A 13,635-nucleotide genomic window follows, 5' to 3' on the forward strand; every position below is an offset into this window, starting at 1 on the left:
TAAGATGATTTGATGGTAGGTCAGCCGTCAAGCTTTCCCAAGAGAGAGAAGCTCGATTGGCTAGAAAGCTACGACGTAAGATTTGGGATAAGGTCTAGTTACTAAACTAGACGCTATTTAGAAAGGTTCAAATATTTATTGAGACTGAAGTATCAGTCTTTTTTTGTACTCATTTTTAAGATATTAAAATTATTTCCTATGCTTATTGATTAAATTGGTAATCTGATATATAATGAAATTAAATAAAGGGGGGGGATGATGAAATCTAAAAAAACTATAGGGATAATATTAATAATATTAATAATCGCTTCAATAATACTAATATCAAAAATTTACAAGACAGATGATAGCGTACCTACTAACAAGGAATTTGTAGAGGCATTAGATAAGTATATCGATAAGGATCAGAAAGATATCTTAGAGAAAGTCTTAGATGCGAAGTATAAACCAGGTTTATATCTTTATGAATTTAACCAAGAAGACCTAAATTTCAAAATATATAAATTTATTTCCCCAGACAATAGAATTCTCACTTATGATGGATCTGATATTATTACAATTACAGATGGTAAGTATAATTACTTTGCTTCTCAAGTAAGAAAAAATTATATAAAAAGGGACCTTAAAGCTCTTAAGGATTTTAATAAAAATATAGGTGTGGACAATAATTTATCTATAGGTCAATTTATAGATCCCCATAATAAACTTTACCCAGATCTTGATATAAGAAAAGAAGGGGAATATTCAATCGTTGAAAATGAGAGATGCTTTTATAAATTCGATCAAAATGGAGTTCTTGTGGAAGATAGAGGATTAAGTGGAGGTGAAGACTACACGGAAAAGTTAGTAAATTATGATGGGGATTTTGATAAATATTATGATAAATATCTAGAAGAAATTCTTTCCTACGAAGAGGTAAATGATATAGGCGAAGTTTCACCTAAGTAATAGAGAGGTTTATATGAAAAAAATACTAACTTCAATAGTCATAGCTTTTATAGCCTTTGTAGCTATAGCTTACTTAAGAGTAAATCGAGATAAGCCAAGAGATATAGAAATAAAAAGTTATGCTATAAATGAGGATATAGATTTTGATGGATTAGCGATAAGACTTTCTGATATAAGTAAGATAAATAAGGATAAGATAGGAAATCTTAGCTATAATTGTATAAAGGCGACTTATAGGGTGAAAAATAAGACAGATAAAAATTTGGATGCATCGCCATATCTTCTGGCACTAACATATCATAAGGGTCTTGATAATTCTGTCGGTCAGAATGTAGTCGATTCGCCTAAAGAACTTAAGAAGATGAAAAAAACTTCCTATGATACCTATTATTTGCCTAAGGATTTTATCATAAATCCGAATGAAGAAAAAACATTTGAGATTTATTATAAAGATAGTTCAAGAAATGAATATCCGTCTTGTTTGCTATTTTCTAAAGCGCTTTATATGGATAAGTACAATGAAAAGTTGAAGGATGGCGTATTTTATTACGAGTTAATAGATTTGGGAGATAAGTCATGAAGTTTTTTAATATGAGAGCCCTTAATAAGAAAAAATTAGCTTTATTTGCTATTTTTCTTATTTTAATAAATTATTTATCTTTAACTTCTTATCCTATTAAGGACAATTTCGACAAGATGGCCTTGCAATCACCATGGGTTGAAAATATCTTGTGTGATAATACTACTACTGCTTCTTATATTTATGCCCTTTATGTCTTTATTTTTTCAGGCTTTATCTACGCTGATAGCCTGGTTATAGATAGGGAAAGTGGTCTTATGAATATAATCTCAAGTAAAATTGATTACAAGAAATATATGATAAAGACCTTATGCTATAATTTTTTTATAGCTGGGATTTTTGCTCTTATTCCTGCTCTTGTTAATTTAGGCTTGTGGTTTTCTGTAAGGACAAATGTTCCTCTTGTGTATTTTAATACTATGAATATGAATCCTGATGCCTTGTTTTTGGGAGTATTTTTTAAAAGCCATATAGTCTTCTACATCTTACATTTTATAAAAATATTCTTATGTGGGGGCATAATTGCGACTTTTGCAATTTTCATAAATACTAGCCTAAATAATAAGTATATAGGCATGGTTGTTGCCTTTATAATAGATATACTTTTGTCTTTAATCTTGGTTCGAGTAATGCCAAATGTAGAAGTTTCCTTGTTCATTTTTGTATCTAGTCTTATGAAGCCAGATATTTTAACTTTAATAATATTTGGAGTTTTTCTCATACCTAGCTTAATATATTTTTCTTTTAGGTTAAGAAGGCGTGATATATTATGATAAAACTTATAAATAGAGATTTAAAATATATAATTTTTAGGGCAAAGAAGCTATTTTTGATTTATATTTTGCTAATAGGACTAAGTCAATCCTATATCCTAACTGAAAGTAATAGGTCTCCAATTGAGCTATTTATAGAATTAGTTCAAGATGTGGGCTATATAGAAAATATGAATAGTTTCGTACCAGCTTTCTTTTGGCTCTTGTTTCAGTTAGTTCCAGTATTTATAGTCCTATTTGCGACATATTCGGATCACATTGAAAACTCTTCCTATCTTATGGTAAAGACAAGATCTAGGGGAAGGTATTTTGCTTCTAAATTCATAAGCGGTTTTGCCATGATTTTCTTAATCAATCTTTTATTATTTCTAATAATAACAGGTGAAACATGGCTATTTAAGGCTTATGATAGGGAGGTCTTTAAGATTTTTGTAAGATTAATATCTTCATATGTGATTACAGAGTTTATCATGTTTGCAATTTCTTTTGTAATTGCTGTAAATTTTGATTATAAGTTTGGAATTGCAAGTACAATGTTTTTCTTGATAATATCTATGACTACTAATTTCAAATATTTCTTAGGTCAGCAAAGTCTTATTATGAAACAAGATGTGGTGGGAGGCTATATTAGTCTTAATGATAATCTAAGGGCTTGGCTAATTTATCTGATTATAGCTATCATAGGCTCGTTTTTGACTTTTAGAAACTACGATTTCTACGGAGGAAGCAATGATTAAAGTAAGTGGAGTTAATAAAACTATAAAGGGAGCGAAGATTCTCAAAGATATAAATTTAGAACTTTACGAGGGTAGGGTTTATGGTTTTCAGGGAAGAAATGGATCAGGCAAGACCATGCTCTTTAGGGCCATGGCAGGACTTATTACAGTAAATAGTGGAGCAATCATCGTAAATGATTTGAAACTCGATAATAAGTATTTCGCAGAAGATTTGGGGCTTCTCTTAGAAAATCCTTCCTTTCTAAAAGATTTATCTGGCTATAAGAATCTTTTAATGATAGCATCTCTTAGAAATATAATTGGCAAAGAAAGAATTGAAGAAATCCTAAAACTCGTAGGACTGTTTGATGCCAAGGACAAGGATTTTGGCAAATATTCTCTAGGTATGAAGCAAAGACTTGCCATAGGCCAAGCTATAATGGAATATCCTAAGATTTTAATGCTGGATGAGCCAACCAACGCCATAGATGAGGAGGGGATTGTGGTTCTTAAAAAAATCATCAAGGAAGAAAAAGAGAAGGGAACTTTAGTCCTCCTTGCAAGTCATGAGAAAGAAATAATAGAAGAATGTGCTGATGAAGTCTTTGTCATGAAAGAAGGGGCAATAGTAGAACATTTTGAGATCAAAAGGGGATAGAATATCCTCTTTTTTCTTGTCCAAAATCTTCTAATATGATATTATTTATTTGATTAAAGAAAAGAAAGAGGATTTATGAAGATTAATAAAAAAATACTAGCTTGTCTTCTAGCGGCAGGAATCTTACTTCCTGACCTTGCCTATGCGGCAGAAGTTGTTATCTATGACAAGTCAAATATCGATGATATTTATGCAGAAATGAAGCTTACCTATGATCAGGATAAGGTTGAGGAAAGAAAAAATGAACTTATAAGTGAAGCAAAGCCAAAAGAGGAAGAAAAGCCAAATGTCCTACCTAGCGATAAGGAAATTGACCAAATAGCTAAAGATTTAAAAAAATATGAAAATAGTAAAGATACTTTGGATGAATCAGACATCTATCCAAAAGTCCCAGTTTATGAAAAGGTTGTCGACATTAGCGAGCACCAAAGCCCTAAAAATATAAACTACGATAAGCTCGCAAAGTCCGTAGACGGAGCTATCCTAAGGTCTTCCATTAGACAAAAAAATAATACTCTAAGAAAGGATAAGGAAGTAGAAAATCACTATAGAGAACTTAACCAGAGGAATGTTCCTTTGGGCTTTTATCATTATTCAAGGGCCATTAATGAAAAAGAAGCTTTAGAAGAAGCAAACTATGTCCTAAATGTAGTAAGAAATAAAAAAGTATCCCTTCCTATTTATATAGATATAGAAGACAATGATAGGCAAGCCAAGGCTACTAAGGCACAAATTACAGCCGTTGCCGATGCCTTCACCAAGGCCATCAGGAGAAATGGATATGTAGCAGGCATATATTCTTACCCACACTTTGCCAATAAGTACCTAAGCAAAAAAGTAAGGGATGAAAATGAGTTTTGGGTAGCAGAATGGAAAAAAGACAATTCATATCCAAAATATAAACAAAGCCACTACGACTCTTGGCAATACTCATCCAAGGGTGGAGTCTCTGGCTATAAGGCTAATATTGACAAAAACATCCTCTACCGAGACTACCCGCTAATTATGACAGGCAAATCTGCTAAGGGCTACGCAAAAGTTGCAGATGAAGTAATAGCAGGCAAGTGGGGCAATGGTCTAATAAGAAAGAAAAGACTAGAATACGCTGGCTACAATTACAAGCTTATTCAAGATGAGGTCAATAAAAAAATAAGATTAAGAAGAATCTAAGGGGCTTTGTAAAATAACCATAGCTTTGTTGCCTTGCAAAAATCTTGGAGAAGATTTCTTTTTAGTATTATTAGCAAACTTGATTATAAGGCTAAGTGCCATAAAATATATAAGAATACTTTATATAAAATAATAGAATGGAGTAAGATATGGCAGCAATAAAATATGATATTGTAGAAAATCTTGGGGTTCTTTCAACCAATGCTAAGGGATGGACTAAGGAGCTTAATCTTGTTTCTTGGAATGAGAGAGATCCAAAGTATGATATCCGTGATTGGAATGAAGATCACACAAGAATGAGCAAGGGTATTACCCTCACAACAGAAGAAGCTGAAGTTCTTAAAAATATTTTGGCTGATGAATTTCATTAAAGATTTCCCTCAAATACTTGAGGGTTTTTCTTTGCCTGCTTTAAATTTAGCCGATTTATAGTATATTTAAAAAATAGGAGCGGATATGATTTATTTTGATTACGCAGCTACAAGCTTAAAGAGAAAAGAAATAATAGAAGAGATTTTGGCTAAGTTTGAGGATTTTGATGCTAATGCCGATTCTACTCATGGACTAGGCAGGAAGGCTAAGAAAAGTCTAGAAGAAGCTAGAAGAAAAATCGCAAGTTCTATCAAGGCAGATCCTAGGAGGGTGATTTTTACATCAGGAGCTAGTGAATCTAACAATACTGTTATCAATGCCTACAGAGGATCTAATATCATCTCTACAAATATAGAACACGACTCTATTTTAAATAGTTTGGAAGGTGAAAAAGTCACCTACCTAAAAGCTGATAAGCATGGTCTTGTCAGCCTAGATGATTTGAAAAGTAAGTTAAAGGATGATACGAAACTTGTTATAGTTATGTTTGTAAATAACGAGCTTTCTACTATTGAGCCTGTCAGAGAAATTGGAGAATACTTAAAGGATAAGCCTGTTCATTTTCATGTCGATGCCGTCCAAGCCTATGGCCACCTTGATATAGATGTGGATGAGATTTTTTGTGATTCTCTTTCACTTTCTGGCCACAAGGTCGGTGGAATCAACGGTTTTGGTATTCTTTATCTAAGAGAAGACATCGAGCCTTTTATCAAGGGGGGAGAGCAAGAAAAACGCAGACGTGCTGGGACTTCCTTTGTTATGGGAGCTTACTCTATGGCAGAAGCCTTTGAGAAGACTTTGACTGAGAGGGAAAAAATCAGAGCTTTAAAAAAATATTTCCTAGCTGAGCTTGATAAAGTTAAAATAAATTATGAAATTAATGGAAGCCTTGACAAGTCCTCAGATCATATAGTAAATGTTTATTTTAAGGACTTCAAGTCAGATTTCTTATTAACATATCTTGATATGCATGGGATATGTGCATCAGCAGGATCTGCTTGTAGGGCTGGGACCCTTGAGCCAAGCAGGGTTCTTACAAATATCTATGATGAAGAAAGGGCCCTTCATTCTCTGAGATTTTCCTTTGGCTACAAGAATGAGAAGGCGGATATAGATTATTTAATGAAAGTATTAAAGGAGCTAAATAAGTGAAGGATAAAAAAGATACTAAGGTAGTAGTTGGCATAAGCGGGGGAGTTGATTCGTCTGTAGCAGCCCTTCTCCTCAAGGAAGAAGGCTATGATGTTGTCGGAATTTTTATGAAAAATTGGGACGATACTGACGAAAATGGAGTATGCACAGCCGAAGTCGACTACGAAGATGCAGTAGCAGTTTGCAATCAAATAGACATTCCCTACTATTCCATCAACTTTGAAAAAGAATATTATGACAGGGTCTTTACTTATTTTCTCGATGAGTACAAGAAGGGAAGGACTCCTAACCCTGATATAATGTGCAACAAGGAAATAAAGTTTAAGGCCTTTTTGGACTTTGCCAAGTCCTTGGGAGCAGACTTTGTAGCAACTGGCCATTATGCTAGAGTAGATAGGTCAGCTGATGAGACAGTGATGCTTAGGGGAGTTGATTCTAATAAGGATCAAACATATTTTCTAAGCCAACTTTCCCAAGAGCAGATAAAGGATGTCCTCTTTCCTGTTGGAGAGCTTGAAAAAAGCCAAGTAAGAGAAATTGCCCACAAGTACAAGCTTGCCACAGCCGACAAGAAAGATTCGACAGGAATTTGCTTTATAGGCGAGAGGGACTTTAACGAATTTCTTTCAAATTACCTGCCAGCTCAAGAAGGAAATATCGTCGATACCGAAGGAAACATTTTAGGCAGACATGAGGGTCTGATGTTTCACACAATTGGACAAAGGAGGGGTCTTGGCATAGGTGGAGAAGGCGAGGCTTGGTTTGTCTGCGGTAAGGACTTGAAGAAAAACGAGCTAATAGTCTGCCAAGGCAAGAACAATCCCCTACTTTTTTCAAACAAGCTCTATGCTAGCGAATTTTCGACCATAAGCGATAAAGAAATACCAGAAGAATTTTCTTGCACAGCGAAATTTAGATATAGGCAGGCTGACATCAATGCCCATGTAAAAGTCTTGGGGGATGGCAAAATCGAGGTGACCTACGATAGGACAAAGGCAGTAACGCCTGGTCAGGCAGCAGTTTTTTACCTTGGAGATGTATGTCTAGGCTCAGCTATAATTGATGAAGTATATAATGATGATAAGAAATTAAAAGTTTAACCAGGGGACTTATGTCCTCTTTTTAAATATTTATATAGATTTAACAAGCTTTCTGCTATTATTAAAAAAAAGGAGTTTATTATGAAGAAAAAAATTATAATAACAAGTCTTGCCCTAGCTATGGCAATGGTAAGCCTAAAGCCTGCTCATGCAGATGATAGCAAAATCGCAAGTGATAAAACAAGTAAAATCGAAGAAAATCAAAAAGAAGAAAAAATCACAGAAACTTATATTATCAAGGAAATAAAAGATGGCAATGTTATCTTAAACAAAAAAGGAAATGACACCGACCTTTACTCAATCCCAAAAGATAAATTTGGGAAGATGAGCCTTGAAGAAGGAAAAGTCATCTCTATAACAAGTGATGGCAAGATGTTGATGTCAAATCCTAGCCAATTCGCTAAGATTTTTGAGATCAAAGAAGAAAAGGCAGATGAGAAAAAAATCACAGAAAATTTCACAGTCAAGGAAATTAATGATAAGACAGTTACAGTAGAAAAAGAAGGCTCTGAAGGCGAGCTATACAGCTTGGAGAAAAAATACTTCAAGGAAGATGTCCAAGTAGGAGATAAGTATGCAATAAGCCACAATGATGTCGTCATGACATCTTTTCCTGCCATCTTTGGAAAAATTTATGAGGTAAAAGAAATAGAAGCCAAAAAAGAAATGGCAAATGTAACAAAAATCTACAAGGTCATAGAAGTAAACAAAGATGCCTACACCATAGAATATCTTAGCGAAGGTGACGGAAGTGGTCTTATTGAAAACAGCGGAGACCTATTCACCCTTCCAAAAGAGATGGTAAAGGCAGAACTAAAGCTTGGCGATAAGCTAAAAATAAGCCACTCAGAAGAAATCTTATATTCTAATCCTGCACAATTTACAAAGATTGAAAAAATAGAAAAGATCGAAGATCCAAAGAATAAGGCAAGTGAAAATAAGAAGGAAAAGCCTTCTAAAGAAAAAAAGGAAGCAAATAAGAAAGAAGATAAGAAAGTCGATAATAAGGAAAAGAAAAAGGAAAGCCCACAAAATAATAAGGGAAAAGCTCCATCAAAAAATCCAAAAAAGAACCCAAAAACAGGAGTTCTTACAAGTCTTTTACCTTTCACAATCCTTACTCTATCAACTGCTGGTCTAAAATTAAGTAAAAAGAAATAAAAATAGGGCTGTTAATCAGCCCCCAAATTTTTAAAAAATTCTTACAAAAAAACCTATATTTGAACTGACACCCAAAAGTTAGACCCAAAAACTAACTAAGGGAGGTCAGTTTTTTTATGGCATAATATAGGGCAGAATTCAAAATTAAAGCGGAAAAGTTTTATCCATTATCAACTAAATTTCAAGCATAATAGGGGTATGGTCTTGTCTTTGTCCTGAATCTATCATTGTTGAATCTTTTACCTTATCAATCAACCTATCTGATACTAAGAAATAGTCGATTCTCCAGCCAGAGTTGTTGATTTTACTTGTCTTAACCCTTTGGGCCCACCAAGTATAAGCTCCTTCTAGGTCCTTGTTTAAGTACCTAAAGCTATCAGTAAAGCCCCTATTTAATAGATTAGTAAAGCCCCTTCTCTCTTCATCTGTAAAACCTGCGGACATGTGATTATTTTCAGGATGGGCGAGGTCGATTTCCTCATGGGCAACATTAAAATCGCCTGTAGCTATAACTGGTTTAATCTTGTCGAGCTCTTCAAGATAATCTGCAAATTTAAGATCCCAGATCTCTCTTAGAGGAAGTCTATTAAGCTCTCCTCCAGCATTTGGTGTGTAAACTTGGACAAAATAATAATCATCAAGCTCGAGGGTTAGGATTCTTCCCTCAAGATCCATGGTATCTGGAGCACCGATTTCTGGAAAGGACTCCTTTACTTTAAGACCTTTTTTATAGAGGGTCATGGTTCCAGCGTAAGATTTTCTAGCGCTATCTCTTGAAGAAACCCAAAAATAATCATAGTCAGGGAAAAACTCAAAAAGCTTTTCCTTATGTTTTTTGCTAGGACCTGTTGCTGGAAGCTTGGTTTCTTGTAAGGCTATGATATCGGCATCTTCGTTTTTTATTGTATCGAGAACATCTCTACTAAGCTTGGCCCTAGCCGAATCACTAGTTAGGGCAGCATTAAGAGAGTCTATATTCCAAGAAATAAATTTCATTCTATCTCCTTTATTAAATTAATTGCTACAATAATTATAGGATAAATCCAAGTATTTGCAAATGTAGACTTTTCTTTGACGGCTTTTGTTTACTTAACTCATAGACTAGCTAGTGAGATTTCTCGTCGAAATCTACGATTTCTCTGTCGAAATGACCCAAAAGTAAGCCACGATTAAGCTCTACTATCAATTCACTGACCTTTATCGTATCAGGACCATTAGAAATTACAGAAGGGAAGTTTAATGTGGTGCAGAAATTCAAGTGTTTCTATATTTTCAGCAAGTGGACGCCTTAGAAAGTATATGACAAAATTTCCTTCCTAAAAATATTTTAACTAAATAAGCCTAAATGATATAATAAAAACATGATAATGATTGCAGATGAAATAATTAGAATTGATAAGTTCATATCTGATGAGCTGGAGGAAATTGCTCGTGAGAAGATTAAGGACTTTATCAAGGATAAGTTAATAAAAGTAAATAATAAGGCTGTTAAACCTAGTTTTAAGCTAAGTGAGGGAGATGAAATCTTTATTGATGATTCTCTTTTTGCTATAGCAGAAATCAAGGCAGAAAATATTGACCTTAAAGTTGTCTATGAAAACGAGGACTATGCAGTAATTGATAAGGATAGCGACCTCATAGTCCATCCAGCAGGAAAAATCGTAACAGGAACCTTGGTCAATGCCCTTCTTTATAAATATGGCTATGATGGCCTTTCCCATATAGGAGGAGAAGATAGGCCGGGTATAGTCCACAGGCTCGATAAGGATACAACTGGCCTTATCCTCATCACCAAAAACAATGCTTCCTACAAATATTTTAAGAAGATGTTTGAAACAAGAAAGGTCGATAAGTATTACTACGCCATAGTTTTTGGGAATTTTGACAAAAAGACGGGAACTATCGAAACTTTCATGGATAGGGATCCTAACAATAGACGCAAGATGGCAGTAAGACCTGCTGGTAGGAGAGCTGTAAGCCATTATGAAGTTCTTAGGGAAGTGGATGGCTTTTCCCTTCTAAGGATTAAGATTGAAACAGGTAGGACCCATCAAATCAGAGTTCACATGACCCATATCAACCACCCACTTCTCGGCGATCCTGTCTATGGTAATGTCAAACATAAGTTTAATCTTTCCCACCAACTCCTTCATTGTGGAAAGATTGGTTTTAAAGATATGGATGGCTCTTATGTAACTTATGAGGCAAGCCCTCACGAAGAATTTTTGAAATATCAGAAGATTTTAGGATTAGGGGATAAAGATGTATTCGAAAACTAACACCACAACACTTATAGGCCTTGATGGTAAACTTGTAGAGGTAGAATCTGACATAACCTCAGGCCTTCCTACATTTTCCATAGTAGGTCTTCCTGACTCATCTATCAAGGAATCCAAGGACAGGGTAAGAGTCGCCCTAATCAATTCTGGCTACAAATTTCCAGCTGGACGAATCACAATCAATCTTTCTCCAGCAGACTTAAAGAAAGAAGGAACTCAGCTGGACCTTCCCATAGCCATATCCCTTTTGGCATCTATGGGAGTCATTAACTTTGACTATGCTTCTTACATATTTTTGGGTGAATTGTCTCTAGATGGTAGGATTGTTCCCATAAGAGGGGCCCTTGCTATGATAATTGCCATGCGTGAGCTAGGTTTTAAGAAATTTATAATATCTGACGCCAACAAGGACGAGTGCGCCATCATCTCAGATGTGGAAATCTATCCTTTTGATAAATTAAATGATGTAGTTTCCTTTATTAACAAGGAAAAAGACCTAAAGCCTTACCAAATCGACCTAGAAAAAATCCAAGAAGAAAAGACCTATGACTATGACTTCAAAGACCTAAAGGGTCAAGAAAATCTCAAAAGAGCCTTGCAAATTGCCGCCGCTGGCAATCACAATGTCCTCATGATAGGAGCACCAGGTTCGGGCAAGACCTTCTCAGCCAAACACCTACCTACAATATTGCCAGATATGAGCTTTGATGAAAAGGTAGAAGTAACAAAAATTTATTCTATCATGGGCTTACTCGAGAGTGGACATTTGGTAAATGAGCGTCCCTTTAGATCTCCTCATCACACATCAAGCGAGGTTGCCCTCATAGGTGGCGGTCATTCTGTACCAAGACCTGGAGAAATCACCCTTGCCCACAAGGGAGTCTTGCTCCTAGATGAATTTCCAGAATACAAGAAAAATGTAATAGAAGCCTTGCGTGAGCCATTGGAAAACAAAGAAATAAATGTAGCAAGATCCCAAGCCTCTGTCAAATATCCAGCAGACTTTATCCTAATTGCAGCTATGAACCCCTGTCCATGCGGAAACTTCGGCAATCCCCTAAAGGAATGTACTTGTAGCTACAACGAAATAAGGCGTTACCTAAACAAGATATCTTCGCCAATCCTAGATCGAATTGACATCCACATAGAAATTAAGCTTGTAAAATATGAAGACCTAAAAGACGATACTAATTCCAAATCCTCAAGAGAATTAAAGGAGGAAGTCGTTAAGGCGAGAAAAATCCAAGAAGAAAGATACAAGGACGAAAATATCACCACCAACTCAGAGCTTACCACTAAACAGATGAAAAAATACATCCGCCTATCAGCTGAACTTGAAAAAATTGCAAAGATGGCCTTTGACAAATACAAGTTCTCCGTTAGGTCCTTTAACAAAGTAATCAAGATGGCAAGAACCATAGCCGACCTTGAGGGTAGTTATGAAATCGAAGCCAAACACCTCCTCGAAGCTATTCGTTATAGGGCTCTAGATGGAAAATATTGGAGCAACTAATGGCAGACCAAAGAGATATAGAAAAAAACATCGACACCTTCATCAAAGAAATAATTGGAGAAGCCATAGAGCTTAGGGCAAGCGACATCCACATAGAAGCCTTCGAGACCTATGGCAGAATCAGGCTAAGAGTCGATGGATCTCTATTTGAATACATGAGAATAAAACTAGATAACTACGAAAAGCTTCTTACCAAAATAAAGCTAATGAGTAAGATGGACATAGCAGAAAAAAGACGTCCCCAAGACGCCAACCTCAAGCTAGAAGAATTTTCTAATGTCGACTTTAGGCTATCGACAATAAACACAGTAAATGGCGAAAAAATGGTAATAAGGATTCTTTCCCTAGTTGAATTTAAAAAAAGAGCCAAGCTTTTGGGCTTTACAGATGACAATCTAGGCAAAATAAACAAAGTCCTAGCTCAAAAATCTGGCATGATAATAATAACAGGTCCCACAGGATCGGGTAAAAGCACCTCCCTCTACGCCCTTCTTGACAAACTAAACACAGGTCATGAAAACATAATAAGCGTAGAAGACCCAGTCGAATACAAAATAGAAGGCATCAACCAAGTATCAATCAACGAGAAAATCGATCTAAGCTTTGCAAAAGCCCTAAGGTCAATCCTAAGACAAGACCCGGATATAATAATGATAGGAGAAATAAGAGATAAAGAAACTGCCCAAATAGCCGTAAGAGCTGCCATAACAGGTCATCTAGTCCTATCAACTCTCCATACCACAGATGCCATCTCCGCTATCCCTAGACTAAGGGACTTGGGAGTCGAAGACTATCTCATAAACTCCTCTTTAAGTCTTCTCATAAGCCAAAGACTGGTCAAAAGGCTTTGCACCTGCAAAGAAAAATCAACCATGACCGACCTAGAATACCAAATAATAAAAAAACACAATAATATAGACAGAAATCATCCTATCTACAGACCAAAAGGCTGTTCCAAATGCAAAAATGGCTATCTAGGAAGAGAAGCAGTCGAGGAAGTCATAGTAGTAGATGAAGAAATTAAAGACCTCCTAAGAAAGGGTGGAGAAAGAAGCGAGGAAATAAAAAAACACTTAGCCAAAGTAGGCTTCAAAAACATGCTAGAAAATGGCATCGACAAAGTAATAGAAGGAAAAACATCCCTAGAAGAAATCCTAGAAAACCTAGACCTAGGCTAAAAACAAACTCTTGGCAGACAAATGCCAGGAGTTTT

Annotated in this window: 14 protein-coding genes; 13 read left to right on the forward strand and 1 reads right to left on the reverse strand. The window is 35.5% G+C overall.

Features of this window, described 5'->3' with window-relative positions; genetic code table 11:
- The first annotated feature begins 255 nt into the window (after positions 1–255).
- The 10 genes from HMPREF0077_RS06985 (at position 256) to HMPREF0077_RS07030 (ending at position 8,630) form a co-directional block, all read left to right on the forward strand.
- Positions 256–948 carry a hypothetical protein gene (locus tag HMPREF0077_RS06985; RefSeq protein WP_211204688.1) on the forward strand — a complete coding sequence of 231 codons (693 nt, stop codon included), beginning with the start codon at positions 256–258 and terminating at the stop codon, positions 946–948.
- Positions 949–961: 13 nt separating this feature from the next.
- Positions 962–1,528 (forward strand): hypothetical protein, encoded by a 567-nt coding sequence (locus tag HMPREF0077_RS06990; protein ID WP_004837312.1) that lies wholly within the window; start codon positions 962–964, stop codon positions 1,526–1,528.
- Entirely contained in the window at positions 1,525–2,301 is a 777-nt protein-coding gene (locus tag HMPREF0077_RS06995) for a hypothetical protein (protein ID WP_004837313.1), read from the forward strand. Before HMPREF0077_RS06990 ends, HMPREF0077_RS06995 begins: the two co-directional genes overlap by 4 nt.
- Positions 2,298–3,038 (forward strand): hypothetical protein, encoded by a 741-nt coding sequence (locus tag HMPREF0077_RS07000; protein ID WP_004837314.1) that lies wholly within the window; start codon positions 2,298–2,300, stop codon positions 3,036–3,038. Before HMPREF0077_RS06995 ends, HMPREF0077_RS07000 begins: the two co-directional genes overlap by 4 nt.
- Complete coding sequence (locus tag HMPREF0077_RS07005; protein WP_004837315.1) at positions 3,031–3,675, forward strand: ATP-binding cassette domain-containing protein; 645 nt, start codon at positions 3,031–3,033, stop codon at positions 3,673–3,675. Before HMPREF0077_RS07000 ends, HMPREF0077_RS07005 begins: the two co-directional genes overlap by 8 nt.
- 75 nt (positions 3,676–3,750) lie before the next feature.
- Complete coding sequence (locus tag HMPREF0077_RS07010; protein ID WP_004837316.1) at positions 3,751–4,845, forward strand: GH25 family lysozyme; 1,095 nt, start codon at positions 3,751–3,753, stop codon at positions 4,843–4,845.
- 149 nt (positions 4,846–4,994) lie between these two features.
- Entirely contained in the window at positions 4,995–5,216 is a 222-nt protein-coding gene (locus HMPREF0077_RS07015; protein WP_004837317.1) for a YdbC family protein, read from the forward strand.
- A gap of 85 nt (positions 5,217–5,301) precedes the next feature.
- Positions 5,302–6,369: a cysteine desulfurase family protein gene (locus HMPREF0077_RS07020; RefSeq protein WP_004837318.1), complete on the forward strand. Its 1,068-nt coding sequence runs from the start codon at positions 5,302–5,304 to the stop codon at positions 6,367–6,369.
- Positions 6,366–7,469, forward strand: a complete 1,104-nt coding sequence (gene mnmA / locus HMPREF0077_RS07025) for a tRNA 2-thiouridine(34) synthase MnmA (RefSeq protein ID WP_004837319.1) — start codon at positions 6,366–6,368, stop codon at positions 7,467–7,469. Before HMPREF0077_RS07020 ends, mnmA begins: the two co-directional genes overlap by 4 nt.
- A gap of 81 nt (positions 7,470–7,550) precedes the next feature.
- A complete protein-coding gene (locus tag HMPREF0077_RS07030; protein ID WP_004837320.1) occupies positions 7,551–8,630 on the forward strand; it encodes a hypothetical protein in 1,080 nt (359 codons plus the stop codon).
- Positions 8,631–8,804: 174 nt separating this feature from the next.
- On the opposite strand, the gene HMPREF0077_RS07035 is transcribed toward HMPREF0077_RS07030, so the two are convergent.
- The gene (locus tag HMPREF0077_RS07035) at positions 8,805–9,626 is read right to left on the reverse strand and encodes an exodeoxyribonuclease III (protein ID WP_004837321.1); all 822 of its coding nucleotides are present in this window, start codon (positions 9,624–9,626) and stop codon (positions 8,805–8,807) included.
- 365 nt (positions 9,627–9,991) lie between these two features.
- Between HMPREF0077_RS07035 and HMPREF0077_RS07040 the strand changes: the two genes are divergently transcribed.
- Genes HMPREF0077_RS07040 through HMPREF0077_RS07050 form a run of 3 tightly spaced genes read left to right on the forward strand, consistent with a single transcriptional unit; the run spans position 9,992 to position 13,600 of the window.
- Positions 9,992–10,909 (forward strand): RluA family pseudouridine synthase, encoded by a 918-nt coding sequence (locus HMPREF0077_RS07040; protein ID WP_004837322.1) that lies wholly within the window; start codon positions 9,992–9,994, stop codon positions 10,907–10,909.
- Positions 10,893–12,422, forward strand: coding sequence for a YifB family Mg chelatase-like AAA ATPase (locus tag HMPREF0077_RS07045; protein ID WP_004837323.1), 1,530 nt, complete (start codon positions 10,893–10,895; stop codon positions 12,420–12,422). Before HMPREF0077_RS07040 ends, HMPREF0077_RS07045 begins: the two co-directional genes overlap by 17 nt.
- Positions 12,422–13,600 (forward strand): GspE/PulE family protein, encoded by a 1,179-nt coding sequence (locus HMPREF0077_RS07050; RefSeq protein ID WP_004837324.1) that lies wholly within the window; start codon positions 12,422–12,424, stop codon positions 13,598–13,600. Before HMPREF0077_RS07045 ends, HMPREF0077_RS07050 begins: the two co-directional genes overlap by 1 nt.
- Positions 13,601–13,635 lie beyond the last annotated feature (35 nt).

The sequence above is a fragment of the Anaerococcus tetradius ATCC 35098 genome (genome assembly GCF_000159095.1).
Classification (GTDB): domain Bacteria; phylum Bacillota; class Clostridia; order Tissierellales; family Peptoniphilaceae; genus Anaerococcus; species Anaerococcus tetradius.

What these genes read in the sequence shown, in the direction of transcription:
- HMPREF0077_RS07000 (WP_004837314.1), top strand. Translation starts at nt 2,298, where the DNA reads ATGATAAAACTTATAAATAGAGATTTAAAATATATAATTTTTAGGGCA.
- HMPREF0077_RS06985 (WP_211204688.1), top strand. Translation starts at nt 256, where the DNA reads ATGATGAAATCTAAAAAAACTATAGGGATAATATTAATAATATTAATA.
- HMPREF0077_RS07010 (WP_004837316.1), top strand. Translation starts at nt 3,751, where the DNA reads ATGAAGATTAATAAAAAAATACTAGCTTGTCTTCTAGCGGCAGGAATC.
- HMPREF0077_RS07030 (WP_004837320.1), top strand. Translation starts at nt 7,551, where the DNA reads ATGAAGAAAAAAATTATAATAACAAGTCTTGCCCTAGCTATGGCAATG.
- HMPREF0077_RS06995 (WP_004837313.1), top strand. Translation starts at nt 1,525, where the DNA reads ATGAAGTTTTTTAATATGAGAGCCCTTAATAAGAAAAAATTAGCTTTA.
- HMPREF0077_RS07050 (WP_004837324.1), top strand. Translation starts at nt 12,422, where the DNA reads ATGGCAGACCAAAGAGATATAGAAAAAAACATCGACACCTTCATCAAA.
- HMPREF0077_RS07040 (WP_004837322.1), top strand. Translation starts at nt 9,992, where the DNA reads ATGATAATGATTGCAGATGAAATAATTAGAATTGATAAGTTCATATCT.
- HMPREF0077_RS07035 (WP_004837321.1), bottom strand. Translation starts at nt 9,626, where the DNA reads ATGAAATTTATTTCTTGGAATATAGACTCTCTTAATGCTGCCCTAACT.
- HMPREF0077_RS07015 (WP_004837317.1), top strand. Translation starts at nt 4,995, where the DNA reads ATGGCAGCAATAAAATATGATATTGTAGAAAATCTTGGGGTTCTTTCA.
- HMPREF0077_RS07020 (WP_004837318.1), top strand. Translation starts at nt 5,302, where the DNA reads ATGATTTATTTTGATTACGCAGCTACAAGCTTAAAGAGAAAAGAAATA.
- HMPREF0077_RS06990 (WP_004837312.1), top strand. Translation starts at nt 962, where the DNA reads ATGAAAAAAATACTAACTTCAATAGTCATAGCTTTTATAGCCTTTGTA.
- HMPREF0077_RS07045 (WP_004837323.1), top strand. Translation starts at nt 10,893, where the DNA reads ATGTATTCGAAAACTAACACCACAACACTTATAGGCCTTGATGGTAAA.
- HMPREF0077_RS07005 (WP_004837315.1), top strand. Translation starts at nt 3,031, where the DNA reads ATGATTAAAGTAAGTGGAGTTAATAAAACTATAAAGGGAGCGAAGATT.